12 protein-coding genes are annotated in these 15,808 nt (G+C 72.6%); 2 read left to right on the forward strand and 10 right to left on the reverse strand.

The window, feature by feature from the left end; translation table 11 throughout:
- Positions 1–463: 463 nt before the first annotated feature.
- The 5 genes from ACFY04_RS21585 to ACFY04_RS21605 all read right to left on the reverse strand — a co-directional run bounded on the left by ACFY04_RS21585 (position 464) and on the right by ACFY04_RS21605 (position 5,399).
- Positions 464–1,657, reverse strand: a complete 1,194-nt coding sequence (locus tag ACFY04_RS21585; RefSeq protein ID WP_389118815.1) for a cytochrome P450 — start codon at positions 1,655–1,657, stop codon at positions 464–466.
- Positions 1,654–2,844, reverse strand: a complete 1,191-nt coding sequence (locus ACFY04_RS21590) for an MAB_1171c family putative transporter (RefSeq protein WP_389118817.1) — start codon at positions 2,842–2,844, stop codon at positions 1,654–1,656. Before ACFY04_RS21590 ends, ACFY04_RS21585 begins: the two co-directional genes overlap by 4 nt.
- The gene (locus tag ACFY04_RS21595) at positions 2,841–3,368 is read right to left on the reverse strand and encodes a regulator component (protein WP_389118819.1); all 528 of its coding nucleotides are present in this window, start codon (positions 3,366–3,368) and stop codon (positions 2,841–2,843) included. Before ACFY04_RS21595 ends, ACFY04_RS21590 begins: the two co-directional genes overlap by 4 nt.
- A gap of 275 nt (positions 3,369–3,643) precedes the next feature.
- A complete protein-coding gene (locus ACFY04_RS21600; RefSeq protein ID WP_362458333.1) occupies positions 3,644–4,099 on the reverse strand; it encodes a helix-turn-helix transcriptional regulator in 456 nt (151 codons plus the stop codon).
- 391 nt (positions 4,100–4,490) lie between these two features.
- Positions 4,491–5,399 carry a 3'-5' exonuclease gene (locus tag ACFY04_RS21605; protein ID WP_389118821.1) on the reverse strand — a complete coding sequence of 303 codons (909 nt, stop codon included), beginning with the start codon at positions 5,397–5,399 and terminating at the stop codon, positions 4,491–4,493.
- A gap of 212 nt (positions 5,400–5,611) precedes the next feature.
- Between ACFY04_RS21605 and ACFY04_RS21610 the strand changes: the two genes are divergently transcribed.
- Complete coding sequence (locus ACFY04_RS21610; RefSeq protein WP_389118822.1) at positions 5,612–8,188, forward strand: DUF262 domain-containing protein; 2,577 nt, start codon at positions 5,612–5,614, stop codon at positions 8,186–8,188.
- Positions 8,189–8,275: 87 nt separating this feature from the next.
- Here the strand turns inward: ACFY04_RS21610 and ACFY04_RS21615 are convergent, their stop codons facing one another.
- From ACFY04_RS21615 to ACFY04_RS21635, 5 genes are all read right to left on the reverse strand, one after another.
- Positions 8,276–8,512 carry an MbtH family protein gene (locus ACFY04_RS21615; protein ID WP_389118824.1) on the reverse strand — a complete coding sequence of 79 codons (237 nt, stop codon included), beginning with the start codon at positions 8,510–8,512 and terminating at the stop codon, positions 8,276–8,278.
- 261 nt (positions 8,513–8,773) lie between these two features.
- Entirely contained in the window at positions 8,774–10,978 is a 2,205-nt protein-coding gene (locus ACFY04_RS21620) for a protein kinase (RefSeq protein WP_389118825.1), read from the reverse strand.
- A gap of 4 nt (positions 10,979–10,982) precedes the next feature.
- A complete protein-coding gene (locus ACFY04_RS21625) occupies positions 10,983–11,918 on the reverse strand; it encodes a serine/threonine protein kinase (RefSeq protein ID WP_389118826.1) in 936 nt (311 codons plus the stop codon).
- Positions 11,919–12,024: 106 nt separating this feature from the next.
- Positions 12,025–14,148, reverse strand: a complete 2,124-nt coding sequence (locus ACFY04_RS21630; RefSeq protein ID WP_389118828.1) for a protein kinase — start codon at positions 14,146–14,148, stop codon at positions 12,025–12,027.
- A gap of 5 nt (positions 14,149–14,153) precedes the next feature.
- Complete coding sequence (locus ACFY04_RS21635) at positions 14,154–14,612, reverse strand: Lrp/AsnC family transcriptional regulator (RefSeq protein ID WP_351154435.1); 459 nt, start codon at positions 14,610–14,612, stop codon at positions 14,154–14,156.
- 151 nt (positions 14,613–14,763) lie between these two features.
- On the opposite strand from ACFY04_RS21635, the gene ACFY04_RS21640 reads away from it, so the two are divergent.
- Entirely contained in the window at positions 14,764–15,765 is a 1,002-nt protein-coding gene (locus ACFY04_RS21640) for an asparaginase (RefSeq protein ID WP_389119089.1), read from the forward strand.
- The last annotated feature ends 43 nt before the right edge of the window (positions 15,766–15,808 follow it).

Consider the following 15,808-nt stretch of genomic DNA (forward strand, 5'->3'; position numbering starts at 1 on the left):
CCTCCGCCAAATCCAATACCGCGGCGACATCATCAACGGATGCCTCTCCGCGACCGGCCTCACACTCACGACACCACGCCTACAACCTCAGTAACTGATGACCAGCGGCGGATTCAAGCGCCAGGCCGGCCTTGGTCTCGGAGGATGGCTGTGGGCATGTGGGAGCTCCCCGCAGAGCCCAAGCGTGCGGATCGGTGCTTGCTGAGTTTGACGCTCGTTTGACGCTCTCGGCGCCTAAGAGATCATTTACGTGGCTAGAAACCCCATCTGCCTGCACGTTTGTGGGTTGGACTCCCCGCTACATGTTCCCGATGACGCACCACGTGGAGTGCGTGGCGATCCTGGAGCCGATCGCCAAGGGCGCCTGACCCACGCCGCTGCCGTGCCCGCCGCGGAATCCCTGAACCGGGAGTCCGCGGCGGGCTTTTGCTTTCCGGTGCGCCAGCGCAGTGGCTGGTGGGGGTCAGGCGAGGGTCAGGGGGAGCGTGGTCAGGCCGCGGGTGAGGCGGGTTCGGCGCCAGGTGAGGGAATCGGCGGGGGTGGCCAGGCGGGTGTCCGGGAAGCGGGTCAGCAGGGTGCGGAGGGCGATTTCCGCCTCGGCCCGGGCCAGGGGGGCGCCCGGGCAGCGGTGGATGCCGTGGCCGAAGGAGAGGTGGCCGCCGGCGTCGCGGTCGAGGTCCAGGTGGTTCGGGTCGGGGAACGCCGCCGGGTCGCGGTTCGCGGCACCGGGGGCGATGAGGACCGGGAAGCCCGCCGGGATGTCGATGCCGCCGACGCGCAGGTCCTCCGTGCTGTGACGGAAGGTGGCCACGCTCACCGGGGAGTCGAAGCGGAGCAGTTCGTCGAGGGCGCCGGGGATCAGGTCCGGATCCCGGCACAGGCGGTCGAACGCCTCCGGGTGCCGGAGCAGGGCCAGGACGGCGTTGCCGATGAAGTGGGTGGTGGTCTCGTGCCCGGCGACCAGGAGGAGGGCGGCCAGGGAGACCGTCTCGTCGCGGTCGAGGCCGCCCTCGTCGCAGTCGCGCAGGAGGGAGTGGAGCGGGCCGTCGTCGCCGGGGGTGGCGCGGGCCGTGTCGATCAGGCGGGTGAGGTAGTCGCCGATGTGGTGTGACGCGGCGTCGATGCGGGCGGTGTCGGTCGCGTCGAAGAGGTCGTGGGATCGGGCGGCGAGGGTGGCGCGGTCGGCTTCAGGGACGCCCAGCAGTTCGCAGACGACGGTGACCGGCAGGGGGACCGCCAGGTCCGCCACCAGGTCGATGTCCGTGCCAGGTCGCCACGCGGCCGTGAGGTCGTCCACGACCCGGGTGATGAACGGGCGCAGTTTCCGGACGCGGCCCGTCGTGAACAGCCGTGTTGCCACCCGCCGGTGGCGGGTGTGCGCGGGAGGATCGCTCGCCAGCATGTTGCGGGAGATCGCCGGGTGCAGGTCGCGGTTCGAGGGGCGGTCGGCGAAGAAGCGGGCCGTGTCCTTGGACAGGCGGGGGTCGGTGAACGCCTCGCGGGCCTCGGGGTGACCGGTGATCAGGTACGCGTGGTGGCCGCCGGAGCCGGTGGGGATGCGCCGGACCGGGCAGCCTTCGCGCAGCCGGTCGTACGTGGGGTAGGGGTCGGCGAAGAAGCGCGGGTCGCGCAGGGGGTCCTGCCGCGGGGCGGTCACGAGGCCGCTCCCGCGTTCTCGGGGGCCGGGCGCCGCGCGTAGGCGTCCGCCACGAGCAGCAGCCACGCGGTCTCCGCCGGGAGGTCGCCCTTGCGGGAGCGGGTGCCGGCGGCGGGCGGGGCCTCGTCGCCGTCGAGGGGGAGTCCGGCGCGCTTCGCGTCGACGGCCGCGGCGATGACCGCCGCCTCCACCCCGGCGTCACCCTCGGGGGTGCCGGCCGCGCCCCGGCGGGCGGCCTCGGCGGCCGCGGCGTCCCGTACCGACGCCTGACGGTACCGGCGCAGGGCCAGCACGCAGTCGTTGATCTCGATGACCCGGCGGTGGAGGTGGAAGTCGAGGTCGTGGGTGTCGGTCTCGGTGTTGCCCGGGTCGAGTACGACCTCGGGGACCGCCGAGGTGACCTCCCGCCACAGGGGCTCCAGCGCGGTGAACGAGTTCCGTTCCCAGCGGCGGCGGCGCAGTTGGCTGAGCGGCCACAGCAGGGCGGGGAGGGTGAGTCCGGCGGTGATGAGGAGAACGGCGACGGCGGGCGCGGTCACGCTGAACGTGCAGCGGAAGGGGGTCAGCGGTGTCGAGCACCGGGCGTGGTCGGGTACGAGCCCCAGGCCGAGGCCGATGGAGACCAGGGCGAAGAGCTTGTACGCGGCGTAGACGAGGGCGAAGCCACAGCCGATCGAGGTCGTGCGCAGGCCCCAGCGCTGACTGCGGCGGGTCGAGCGCCTGGACTGGGCCCAGGTCTGCAGCAGGAAGTCCTTGGCCGTGTATCCCAGGTAGGAGATGTAGATGAGTACGTAGCACGCGTACAACACCGGGTTCCGTCCGGTGAGTTGTTCGGCGGCGAAGAAGACGGTCATGCCGGCGACGCAGGTCGCGAGGGCGATGACGCGCAGCCGGATCTGCCGGTGGGCCCGTTCGCGGTCCAGGTTGAGCTGGAAGAGGAAGGCGAGGACCGAGGTGGCCGCCGTCAGGGTGAAGGTGTTGCTGAGGAGCCGGGCGACGTGGGGGACCACCGATTCGACCGCGCGCTCCACGGCGGGGGCGTAGGAGGCGAAGGCGAGGGCGAACGAGGTCAGAAGCGCCGCCATCGCCCAGGTGCCCGTGGGGCGGTGTCCGCCGCGTCCTCGCACCCAGTAGGCGGCGAAGCACAGCAGCACGACGGCCGTGCCCGTGAAGAGCATGTTGATCATTTCCGGTGGCGTTTCTTCCTGTGTGGCTCGGCGAACAGCGCGTCCCAGCTCTCGGCGCCGCTGGCGGGCCGGCTCGACGGGCCTTCGCGCCCCCGGTACATGAGCTGCCGGATCACGCTGGCCATCACCTCGGCCTCGCGTTCGTCCTCGCTGGTGTAGCTGGTCCGGCCGGACATGCGCTGGACGAGGGTGGGGTTGAACCCGATCGCGCGCAGGGTGTCCTGGTCCAGTTCCAGGCTGCCGGGGTGGTCGCAGATGATGTGGCTGATCTCGTGGGCGAGGATGTGGTTCTGGTGGAGGGGGGAGGTGGCCTCCTCGTAGAACAACAGATCGGCGTCAGGGGTCTCCAGGCGGATGCCGCACGGAGCGTCCATGGCGCCCAGGGTGCTCAGGGGGCGCAGGATGATGGGGCGTCCGCGCTGTTCGGCCACGGCGTCGCGGAGGTCACGGGTGCTGAAGCGGTGCGGGAGTTGAAGTGCCTCGACGCGCGCCTCACACGTGGCGCGAAGCTGCTCAAGGTCCATGTCCTCACTCTGGTGACGCCGGGCGGGGGTGGTCGGCCGGGGCGGACCTCTCCCTGGAAGCCCGGTACGCGCGCCCCAATGCTGACATGTTCGCGACTCCGATTCGAGGGCGGGGTGCCGCCGCGGCCAGGCCGTGCGGCCGGGGATGCCGGGCTTGTGCCGGGAACGTCTGATGCCCCCCTGTCGATGAGCGGCCACAGGGGGTGTCGGGGCGGGGCGGGGCGGGGTGGGGCCGGACGGGCGCGTGGACCGTGTGATCGCCGCCCGTGCGCGGTTCAGTCGTCCAGGTTGAGGTCCTGCGCGGGGTCGTCGGTGGTGAGCCCTTCGAGCTTCCGGGCCTGTTCGATCACGGTGGACAGCATCTTCAGGCTGTCGACGCTCAGGCCGTTGGCGCGCAGGGCCACCTTGCGGACGTCCTGATCGCGCATGGCGGCGAGAAGGCCGATCTCCGCCTTGGTGCGCTCGGCCGCCGCGCTGTCGACGAAGTAGCCCGCCGGGACGCCGAAGAAGTCGGCCAGCGCCTTGATGGTGTGACGCGTCGGGTTCCGCTTGGCGCCGGTGCGCAGTTGCTGGATGGCGCTCGCCGTCACCCCGCGCCCCTCTCCGGTCGCAGCCCTGCGGATCCCCTCGGCGACCTCCGCGTAGGTGTAGGGCCCCCGGGAAGGGGGGTGCACCTCGCGGAAGAGGTGGTCCAGGAGTTGGGCGAAGGTGGGCGACTGGTCATCCTCCACGTACACGGCCTCCTTGGCGTGATGCCGAGTCTTTGCCCACCACAGTGTTTCTCGAAGCCCAACGGGCCGGCCCCGGCAACACTTTGGTTGACGCCGGACAGTCACTCTGGTGTACGTTACCAATGCTTCGTCACCACTGAAGTGTCGATGGGGTGGTGGCGGAGGTACCGGCCCGGGTCGGGGTCGAGCTTCACGGGGGTGGGCTCGGCCGACGGCCCGGAGCGCCGTGGCCGCGTCGGACGGGTCCGTCCCGGCCGGCGTGCGGCGCCGCGGGGCAGGCGCGGGTTTGACGCCGTCCCGTTCGCCGGAGCCGGAACGGCGGTGGCGTACAGCTCCGGCCGTGGCCGGGGCGCGTGCGCCACCGCCGCCCTCTCGCCCCCTCGTACGAGGGCTACGCCTGCCCTCGCCACGCCGCCAGGAAGGGGCTGGGCTCCCCGTTCCAGGAGACCCGCAGGGCCTCTCGCGCGCGGGTGCAGGCGACGAACAGGAGGCTCAACTCACCGAGCCGGTCCTCCCGGTGCTGCTGAGGGTCCACGTCCGCCGGGGTGACGGCCGAAGCCAGCGGCACCACGCCGTCGCCCACCCCGGCGACCGCGACGCAGCGGAACTCCAGGCCCTTCATCCGGTGCATGGTCCCGATGCCGACCCCGCCGCCGGCCCCCTGCGCGCCGCCGAGGAGCCGGACGGGCAGACCGGCCTGTTCCAGGGAATGCGCGATCTCCTTGCCCAGCTGCAGGTAGCGCACGGCCACCCCGATCTCGCCCGGTTCCACGCCGTCGGCCGTCCACCGGACGATCCGCGCCGTGAGGTCCGCGATCTCTTCGGCCTTGCTGCCCGCGGCCCGCAGTTCGGGGTGCGCGCCGTTCAGCACGGACCGGTAGCCCGCCAGCGATTCGATCCCGCCGTCCATGTCGTCCGGGTTCTCCCGGCCGAGCAGGGAGGTCGACCACTGCAGGATCTCGTGCGTGGTGCGGTAGTTGATCCGCAGCCGATGGGACCTTCCGCTCACGTTCACGCCGAGCCCGCGCAGCGACACCTTGTTCCCGTAGATGCGCTGATGCGTGTCGCCCGCGATGAACAGATCGTCCGGACCGGGCGCGACCGATGCCCGCAGCAGGCGCCGCTGCGCCGGATGGAGATCCTGGGCCTCGTCGATCACCACATGGCGGAACGGCCGGTCGGTACGCGGCTCCAGCAGCCGGGTGGCCTCCGCGCACACCTGGAGGAACGTCCACTCCCCGGCCCGGCGCAGTTCCTGGGTCGCGGGGATTTTCCAGTTTTTCCAGGTGAAGCCCGGCATGGCGATGCTCGCGGAACTTGTCGAAGACCTCGTGGACCCGCTTCTGGACGGGCTTCTCCAGCTTGGCGAACTCCAGGAGGAAGTCCTTGTGGATTCCCAGCGTCGCCATGTGTGCCCCCGGGGCGTACGCGTGTCGCCGTTTCGACTGATCACCGTACGGTATGGGGCGACAATGGCGGGTCGACGGTGATGGGTTCGGGGAGAGGACGGGCGTGCACGCTCAGGAGACCACGTTCAGCAAGCTGGTGCAGGGCGAGCAGCAGTTCCAGGTTCCTCTCTACCAGCGCACCTACAGCTGGCAGCGGGACGAGCTGCAGCAATTGTGGGACGACGTGCAGGAATTGGTCGAGGACCGGCAGGAAGGGCGGCCCGGCTCGGGGCACTTCCTCGGCTCGGTGGTGCTGGCACCCGAGCGTGTCGCGGCGGGCGGGATGCAGCGCTGGCTCGTCGTCGACGGTCAGCAGCGCATGACCACACTGATGCTCGCCTTCACCGCGCTGCGGGACCACCACCGGGCCCGGGGTTCGGCGAAGAAGGCCTCCCGCATCAACGACCTCATCCTGGCCAACGCCTACCAGGACGGGCACGACAGCTACCGGCTGCTGCCGACGCAGGCGGACCGGGAGGCGTACACCGCCTGCGTGGACAGCCTTCCGAAGGCGGGCGGAGCCGGAAACGTCGGCGCGGCCTACCGCTTCTTCGTGGCGGCCCTGGCCGAAGGGACGGAGAGCGGTGGTGAGGCATGGGTGGACGCGGTCGAGTCCGTGCTCGGCGACTGCCTCTCGATCGTCGCGATCACCGCCGCCGAGGGCGACAACGTCTACCGCATCTTCGAGTCCATCAACAACACCGGAGTGGGGCTCAGCCAGAGCGACCTGCTGCGCAACTATCTCTTCATGTGCCTGCCCACCAGGGGCGAGGACGTCTACCGCAAGCGGTGGCTGCCCATGCAGGACCTGCTGGGCCCCGCCCACCTGGAGCTGCTGGTCTGGCTGGACCTCGTCGTCGGCGGGAACAGCCGGGCCCGGCAGAGCGAGATCTACCGCGATCAGAAGAAGCGCCTGGAGCCGCTGAGCGGGGACGAGGCGGCGCTCGAAGCGGAGATCGCCCGGTTCTCCCTGCGCGCCGACCGGCTCATGCGGATCCTGGAGCCCGAGCGGGAGAGCGACCCCGGGCTGCGGGCGGTGCTGGAACGCCTGTCGCGCTGGGGCGGCCAGATCCACTACCCGCCGGCCCTGCACCTCCTCGACCTCGTGGACGAGGGCAGGACCACGGCCGCGGAAGCGGCGGACGCCCTCGCCTACGCGGAGAGCTACCTGGTGCGGCGCCTCCTCGCGGGTCTGTCCACGACCGGCAGCAACCGGGTCTTCATGGAACTCCCCAAGGAACTGGACAAGGACGGCTCCCCGGCCGAGGCCGTACGCCGCTTCCTCTCGCGCCCCCGCACGGGAGCCCGCGTATGGCCCGGCGACGACGCCGTCCGCGAGGCGGTCCGCACCCGGCCCTTCTACAAGACGGGCCGCAGCAACCAGCGCTTCCAGATCCTGCGCCGGCTGGAGGAGAGCCACGGGTCGAGCGAGCCCGTCGACTACGACAAGGCGCCGCTCACCGTGGAACACGTGCTGCCGCAGCGCCCGGCGCAGCAGTGGTTTGACCTGCTGGCCGAGGAAGCCGCGGACGGAGAGAGCCCCGAGGAGATCCACAACCTGCTCGTGCACACGCTCGGGAACCTCACCCTCTCCGGCGAGAACGCACGGCTCTCCAACCACCCCTTCCACCGCAAGCAGGAACTGCTGGACTCCAGCGCGCTGCGGATGAACCAGCACATCGCCGCGCAGGAACGCTGGGGCCGCACCGAGATCCTCGCCCGGGCCGGGGAACTGGCCGACCGGGTCGTGCAGCTGTGGCCCGCCCCCCTGGAGGGAGTCGTGCAGGCGGACGACGAGTGGGCCGGCTGGCGGGAGCTGCGGGAGATCCTGCTCGCCGTGCCGGCCGGGACCTGGACCTCGTACGGCGAGCTCGCCGCCCTGATCGGTACCAGCGCCATCGCCGTCGGCAACCACATGTCGGGCAGGAAGGGCCTGCACTGCGCGTACCGGGTACTGACCGCCGACGGCCGGATCGCGGGCGGGTTCCGGTGGGCCGACGACGACCGGCACTCCGGGGACCCCAAGGACGTCCTGCGGGACGAGGGCGTGCCCTTCGACGAGAACGGCCGGGCCTCGAAGGCCCACCGGCTCAGCAGTACCGACCTGGCCGTGCTCGTGGGCAAGGAGATCCCGGAGGAGAGCCCCGCGGGGCCGCCGGCCGGGTCCGCGGCCGGTGGTGACGAGGCCGCCACCCGCTTCACGACGCTGCTGCGCGCGAACCAGACGCCGGAGGTCGTCGAAGGCGTCCTGGCGGCACTCCGGTTCTGGGAGGAGCAGGGGGGATACCAGGTCTACGGCAAGGCGACCGAGACCAGCTGCTTCCCCACCCTGGACGCCGGCGGCCCGAACGCGCCGCGCACGCTGTGGCCGATCGGCGTCTACCCGGTGAGCGGTACGGCGGAGGTGGTCTTCCAGCACCTCAAGCGGCGCCCGCCGTTCGACGACGAGCCGCTGCGCCGCGGCCTGATGGAGCGGTTCAACGCCGTCCACGGCATCGACCTGGCGGAGGCGAAGCTCGACCTGCGCCCCTCCTTCCCGCTGGAGGTCTTCGCCACTCACGGCGAGGAGATCCGCTCCGTACTGGAGTGGTTCGTCCACGCGGTCGCCCTGGCCGAGGCCCGCCGCCCGGTCGGCCCTTAGCTTCCCGGAGGGAATTCCTGTACGCCGGTTGCCGATGACGCCCCCCGGCGCATCGGCTCGGCGGGCAGCCGGAATGCCGCGGTCACCTCACGCGGTGCCGGCGGAGGCCGGGTCGGCGGTCATCGCATCGCGCAGGCTCTTCGGTCGCAGGTCGGTCCAGTGCGCCTCGACGTGTTCCAGGCACTGCCGGCGGCTTTCCTCGCCGAATACGATGCGCCAGCCGGCGGGAATCCCGGCGAACGCCGGCCACAGCGAGTGCTGTTCCTCGTCGTTCACCAGGACGTAGAACCGGCCGTCGGCGTCGTCGAACGGGTTGCTGCTCATGAATGCACTCCAATTCAAGCCGTTCACGGTTCGATTCCCGGCCGGGAGTCGAACGGTCATCCGTTGGTGGGGATGGAGTCGGCGTGACCGCCGTGCCCGATCATGACATCCTTCGGGCGCCCCATGGAGGCCGTTGCGAGGATGATGTGCTGCGTGGGCCGTCAACGCACCTTCTGCGTCGGCCTGTTGGCGGGACGGCGGTGGCAACCGTCCTGAATCCGCGCCGTTCCTGACCGAGTTCGCAGGAAGGGACTTCCGGCCCTAAGGGAGCGGGAGGGCGATCAGTTTCCTCTCCTCGCGGAGGTAGAGCCGCTTGCCGTCCGGATCCGGCGTCAGGGCGTAGGCGCTCGTCCTGTAGTGCCAGACCGGGGCCTGGGTGCGGATGCGGACGGCTCGCAGGCCCGCCGCGTCCATGGTGTAGATGTGGCTCGGGGTGACCACAGGGGCGATGTCGCGATTCGGTTTCGTGCCCTCCGGCAGGATGTCCGTCCACTGCAGCGTGCCGAAGGCGGCGCTGATGGCGACGACGCCGCGCGTGCCCTCCACGGCGTAGACGATCCCGTCGCGGACGGTCGGCGTGCCGTACCGGCGCCGGGCGCCCACCTCGCCCGCGTCGCGGTCCGCGCCGAAGACCCAGGCGGACCCGCCGTCGGTGAGCCGCAGCGCGTGCACCCTCTTGGCGCCGATGTACACGCGGTCGTCATCCGTGGCCGGCCGGCCCGGCGTGGCGCCGGGTGCATCCAGCGACACGTTCCAGCGCTCGGCGCCGCTGCCGGCGTCGTGCACGGACACCCGCAAGGCGCCGCTTGTCTCGGCGTGCTGCCACAGCAGAACGCCGCCGCGTACGGCCTTGACGCCGACGGGGGACGGGCGCCCCAACTGCACCTGCTCCTCGGTGGGGGCCTGCGCCGCCTGCCGCCACAGTTCCGTGCCGGTCTTCAGGCTCGCGGCCACCACGGACCACTGGTCGCTCCCGGCCGCCTTGGCGTAGAGGAACACGGTGTCGCCGGCCACGCCGAGGATCTGGTTGAGCGTGTTCGTACCGTCGTACGCGGGAAGCCGGACGAGCGGCGCCTGCTCCGTGCCGTTCTCCAGGGACAGGGGTACCACCGCGAGGGCCTTGTCCGCGGCGTCCGGCTTCCCGACCGCGTAGAGGACCTTGCCGTCGGTGGCGACGCGCCAGACGTACGCGAACCCCTGGATGTCCCTCAGGTGCTTGCCGTCCGGCTGGAAGATCCCGCTGGTCGTGTTTCCGGTGGCCATGACGAGCATGCCGTTCACCGGCAGCGGGGCGCTGCCCACCAGGGGGCGCTCCAGGTCGGCCTGCCACAGCGCGTCCGGCGGTGGCTCCAGGGCCTGCTGCCCGGCGCCCGCGGCCCCGCCCCCGTCCTTGCCGCGGCTGCCGAGCCAGGCCCACAGCCCTCCCCCCGCCGCGAGCGCGACGGCGCCGGCCGCGGCCCCGGAGAGCGCGAACAGCCTGCGGCGTGACAGGCCGGCGTCGCCGGCGACGACGGTGTCCGCCTCCCCGCGGGGGGCGGGCAGCCGCAGCGGCGGCTCCTGCCACACGGCCGCGGCGCGCCGGGCGATGTCCGCGAGCACCGGCTGCGGCAGCCCGTCCGCGAACGGGCCGTCGCCGGGAGCGAGCAGGTCCGCCAGCTCGGCCGTCGTGGGGCGGTGCGCCGCGTCCTTGGACAGGCAGCGGGCGAGCAGCGGCGCCAGTGCCGCCGGTACGCCGCTCAGGTCGGGCTCCGCGTACCGCACCCGGTACAGCAGGTCCGCGGCCTGGCCGCCGCCGAAGGGGCCGTGCCCGGACGCCGCGAAGACCAGGACTCCGGCCAGCGCGAACACGTCACCGGCCGGGGCGTGTTCGAGACCGCCGGCCTGCTCCGGCGACATGAAGGCGGGCGTGCCGGCCGCGGCTCCGGTGCGGGTCAGCCGTTCGTCGCCGCGTGCGCGTGCGATACCGAAGTCGATGACCTTGGGCCCGGCGGCCGTGACCATGACGTTGGACGGTTTGAGGTCGCGGTGCACCACGTCCGAGCGGTGCAGCTGCCCCAGCGCCCGGGCGAGCTCCGCGCCCAGGGCGCGGACGCACGGCTCGGGCAGCGGGCCGGCCAGCCCGACCGCCTCGTCGAGCTGCGGCCCGATGACGTACTCGGTGGCCAGCCACGGCGTCGCGGCCAGGGCGTCCGCGGCGAAGACCCGGGCCCCGTAGCGGTCGCCGATGACCCGGGCCGCGTCGGCCTCCAGCCGGAACCGGGTGCGGAAGGTAGTGTCGGCGGCGATCCGGGCGTGCACGGTCTTGAGCGCGACCGTCCGCCCGGCCGCCGAACGGGCCAGGTAGACCGTGCCCATGCCGCCGCTGCCGAGCCGGGCGAGCAGCCGGAAATCGCCGAGGTGCTGCGGATCGTCGTGCGTGAGCGGGGCGAGCGGGGCGCGGGTGGCGCGGGGTGCCGGGACGGACATCGGGTCAGTGCACCTTCTGGGCCGTGGCGAACGGCTTCTGCGGGGACGGGAGTTCCGCGGCGAGCAGCGCGGCGGACTGGGCGGCGAGCGCGGCGACGACCCGGCCGGGCAGCGGTACGGCTCCGTGGTCGAGGACCGTTCCGGCCTGCGCGTACGGGTCCTCGGACGGGGCGGGTCCCGTCCCGGGGGCCACGAGTGCGCCCAGCACTTCCTGCGCGGACCGCGGCCGGACCGCCGGGTCGGACGACAGGCAGGAGCCGACCAGCGTCCGCAGACCCGGCGGCAGTTCGCTCTGCTCGGGCACGGTGTGACCGGTCGAGGCGTAGGCCAGGACGGCCCCCAGCGCGAAGACGTCCCCGAGCGGCTGCGGGCGGCCCCCCGACGCCTGCTCCACGGCCAGGCAGCCCGGATCGAGTCCGGGCAGCCCGGTCCGCCGGGTCCCGTCGGGAGCCGCGGCCCGCACGGCGCCGAAGCAGGTCAGCAGCGGTCCGTCCGGGGTGACCAGCACGGCGGCGGGCGACAGCCCCGCGTGCGTCAGCCCTTGGGCGTGTACGGCGGCCAGCCCCTCCGCGAGCGCGGCGCCGAGCCTGCGGACGGTGTCCTCGGGCAGCGGCCCTCCGTACGCGGCGAGCACGGCGGGCAGCGGCAGCGCGGGCGTGTACGGGGCCGCGTACCAGGGGAAGCCGGCCGTCCCGCCCACCTCCGCGACGCCGAGGAACCGGGGTGCGGACAGCCGACGGGCGCCCTCGGCCTCGATCGCCCACCGGGACGGATCGGCACCGGCCCGCGGCACGCAGACGAGGACCGTGCGCTGCCCGTCGGCCGTGCGCCCGAGGTAGCGGCGTTCGGGAACGGTGCGCTCGGCGGACTCGGAGTCGAGCCGGGCCAGGATCACGTACGGCCCGACGTGCGACGGGTCGTCGTGACGAAGGCGTTCCATGTGCGCTCTCCCGGGTCGGTTGATCGGCCCCGAGCCTAAGCGGTGCCTGCCGGGGCGGCTGAACCGGGCGGGAACCGCGTGCGGGGGAACGGGCCGGGAGCGCGCCTCACTTCTCGACGGTGGGCATGGCCGTGAGCTTCCCGTCGTTGACGAGGAAGACGCGGTTCCCCGCGCCGGACATGCCCCAGGGGCCGCGAGATTCGGGAGACCAGGTCCAGAACCGGCGGCCGGCGACGACAGAGTGGGCCGAGACGCCCTGCCCGTCTCCCTGGACGACCCAGACCGTACCGGCCTGCACGACCGGGGGCGTGTGCGGCACCGGGCCCCGCGCGGTGCGGTCCCTCGGAAACGGCAGGCCGATCTCCATGTGCACCTCGGTCAGTTCCGTACCGTGCATGGCGAACACGCCGGCGTTGTGGGGGACCGCCGGTCCCCAGCCGCCGACCCCCTGCTGCGGGGCCTCGGCGGCCTTGATCTCGTCCCACACCTGGACGCCCGTCCTGATGTTCAGGGCCGAAAGGCCGCGCCCGCCGAGGAAGACGACGTCCTTCACGACGAGCGGCTGCACGGCGGACCTCGCCTGGCCGAAGACCTGCCAGATCGTGCTTCCGGAAGCGGTGTCGACGGCGATGACGTTGCCGTCGGCGCCGAAGAACACCAGCCGGTCCGTGCCGACCGCGGCCCGCGGCCCCGGGGCCCGTACGGCGGCCTGCGGAAGCGGAATCGTCCAGCGGACCTTGCGGCTGCCCGTGTCCACGGCGCGCAGCTTTCCGCCGCGCGTCACCAGGTAGACCGCCGACTCGTCCGCGGCCAGGATGCGGCCGGTGTCGGCGTCCCCCACCGACCACACCTGCCTGCTGGTGGAGCCCTCGAAGCCGAGCAGCGCCCCACCGGATCCCGCGGTCGCGAACCGGTTGTCCGGGAGTCGGACGAGGCCGGCGGCCGGCCGGACGCCGGGCAGCCGCCACTTCTCCTTGCCGTCGGTCGTCAGGCGCGCCGCGAGGCCGCCGCCCGCCGCCGCGAAGACGACCACGTCGAGGACCGGCAGCGGGTCGGTGACCACGCCGTCGACCGGTCCCGCAGCCACGGGCAGCGGACCCCACAGCTCGCCGGGAGGCGTTCCGTGCTTGCCGACGAGGATCGACAGCGGCTCGGCGTCCCTGGCCGGTCCGGCCGCCGGGATCTTGCGCGGCTCCTCGCGCAGCATCCACCAGGCGCCCCCGGCCCCGCCCGAGGCGGCCAGGACGCCGCCCGCCGCCAGCGCGGTGCGCAGCAGCCGCCTCCGGGAGGGCCCGCTTCCGGACCCCTGCCCGACGACCGTGGCCTGCCGGTGGGCCTCGGCTCCCCGGCGCTCGATGTCCTGGGCCACCGGCCCCGTGCGCCAGACCCGGTCGGCGCCGGGCGGCGGGGCGAACGCGCCCGTGATCTCGTCGGGGGCCGGGCGGTGCGCGGGGTCCTTGGCGAGGCAGGGCGCGATCAGCTGCCGCAGCTCGGGCGGTACGGAGTCCAGCCGCGGCTCCCCGTGCACCACCTCGTACTGCACGGCGGCCACGTGCGTACCGTCGAAGGTGCGCTGCCCGGTGGCCGCGTACGCCAGGACCGCGCCCAGCGAGAAGACGTCCGCGGCCGGTCCGACGCGCTGACCGAGCACCTGCTCCGGCGCGCCGTACCCGGGGGTGACCGGCACCTGGCCGGTGGTGGTGAGCGTCAGTCCGTGTTCGGGGCGCGCGATGCCGAAGTCGATGACGCGCCGTCCCGCCGAGGTGAGCACGATGTTGGCCGGCTTCAGGTCGCGGTGCACCAGCCCGGCCGCGTGGATGTCCCGCAAGGTGGCGGCGAGGGAGGCGGCGAGGGCGCGTACGCCGTCGGCGCCGAACGGCCCGTACCGGCGCACGGCGTCGTCGAGGGTGGGTCCGGACAGGAACTCGGTCGCGATCCAGGGCCGGCTGCCGGTGTCCTCGGTCCGCGCGTCCAGCACCCGGGCGACGCCGCCGCCGGTGACCGCCTGGGCGGTGTGCGCCTCGCGCAGGAAGCGCTGGACGAGGTGCGGGTCGTGCGCGAGCTCGGGCAGCAGCACCTTGACGGCCGCCGTCCGGCCGCTGTCGTCCCGGCCGAAGTACACCTTGCCCATGCCGCCTTCGCCGAGGACACCGAGGACGCGGTACGGGCCGAGCCGGATCGGGTCACCGGCACCGAGGGGTTTCATGACGTACTGCTTCCTGTCGTTCACGGGTGTCAGCGGAAGTCGACGGGCAGGCCGTCCGGCTCCTTGATGCGCTTCATGATGATCTGCGAGTTGACCTCGGTGATGCCGGTGAGGGCCGTCAGCTTCTCGATCCACAGGCGCTCGTAGGCCCGCAGGTCGGCGACGGCGATGCGCAGCAGGCAGCCGGGGCTGCCGAAGAGGCGGTAGGCCTCGATGACGTCCGGGATGTCCTGGAGGGCCGCCTCGAAGGCCTCGACCGCCTCCCGGTCGCGCCGCACCTCGACCGAGACGAGCACCTCGAAGCCGCGGTCCACCGCCTCGGGGGAGATCACGGCGCGGTAGCCCTGGATCACCCCGTCCTGTTCCAGCTGGCGCACCCGTCGCATGCAGGGGGAGGGGGTCAGTCCCACGCGCTGGGCGAGTTCCTGGTTGCTCAGGCGGCCATCGGCCTGGAGCTCGCGCAAGATATCTCGGTCAATGGCATCCATGACGCAATTATCACCCAGCGTTTGTGAACGGGGCTGAGGGAAAACGCAATCACATTGCGCGTAGATCGCTCTATCATTGCTGCTTTGAGTACATATGTACGAGTGACGTATGAGTGACACGAGTGACACGAGTGAAGGGCGGCCACGGCCGATGGGACGGATCGTCGTGATCAGCACCGGCGGGACGATAGCCAGCCGCTGGCAGGGTTCCGGCTTCGCAGCGGACGCCGACGGGAACGAGGTGATCGCCACCGCACCACTTCCCGAGGGCATCACCGTCGAACTGGTCGACCTGTTCAGCGTGAACAGCCCGCGGCTTACCACCGCACACCAGCTCACCCTGCTCCGCACCGTGCACGAGGTGCTCGCCGACCCCGGCGTGGACGGCATCGTCGTCACGCACGGCACCGACACCCTGGAGGAGTCGGCGTTCCTCCTCGACCTCCACCACCACGACCCGCGCTCCGTGGTCTTCACCGGCTCGCAGCGCCCCATGGGCACCGCCGACGGCGACGGCCCGGGGAACCTCTACGACGCCCTGCTCACCGCCGCGAACACGCGCGGGCTCGGCGTACTGATCGCCTTCGCCGGGCGGGTGCACGCCGCCCGCGGCACCGTGAAGACCCAGGCCGTGGAGCTGGACGCGTTCGCCGACCCCTCGAAGGAACTCTTCGGGAAGATCGGCTTCGGCAAGGTCACCGTCCTGCGCACCCCGCAGCGCCCGGCACCGCTCCCGCTGCCCGCGATGCCGGAGCTCCCGCCGCGCGTGGACGTGGTCGTGCACCACGCCGACGGTGACCCGGTCCTGCTGAACGCCGCCGTCGAGGCCGGCGCGCGCGGCATCGTCCTCGTCGGAACCGGCGCGGGCAATGCCACCCCGGAGATCGTGGAGGCCGTCCGCGCCGCCGTCGGCCGCGGGGTCCTGGTCGCACTGACCACCCGCGTCATGGCCGGACCGGTCACCGAGATCTACACGCACGGCGGCGCGGTGGACCTGGTCGCCGCCGGCGCCGTCCCGACCGGCACCCTGCGCGCCGGCCAGGCCCGCATCGCGGTCCTGTCCGCCCTCCTCGCCACGGACAACAAGGTCGAGCAGGCCCGCATCCTGCGCGAGGCGCTGGGCGCGCCCGGCTCGGTACTCGTCGGGGCATAACCCTCCGGGCAGCGTGGGCGGCCGCTAGGCTCCGGGCCAACGG

This window comes from Streptomyces sp. NPDC001549 (genome assembly GCF_042894025.1).
GTDB classification, from domain to species: Bacteria; Actinomycetota; Actinomycetes; order Streptomycetales; family Streptomycetaceae; genus Streptomyces; species Streptomyces kutzneri.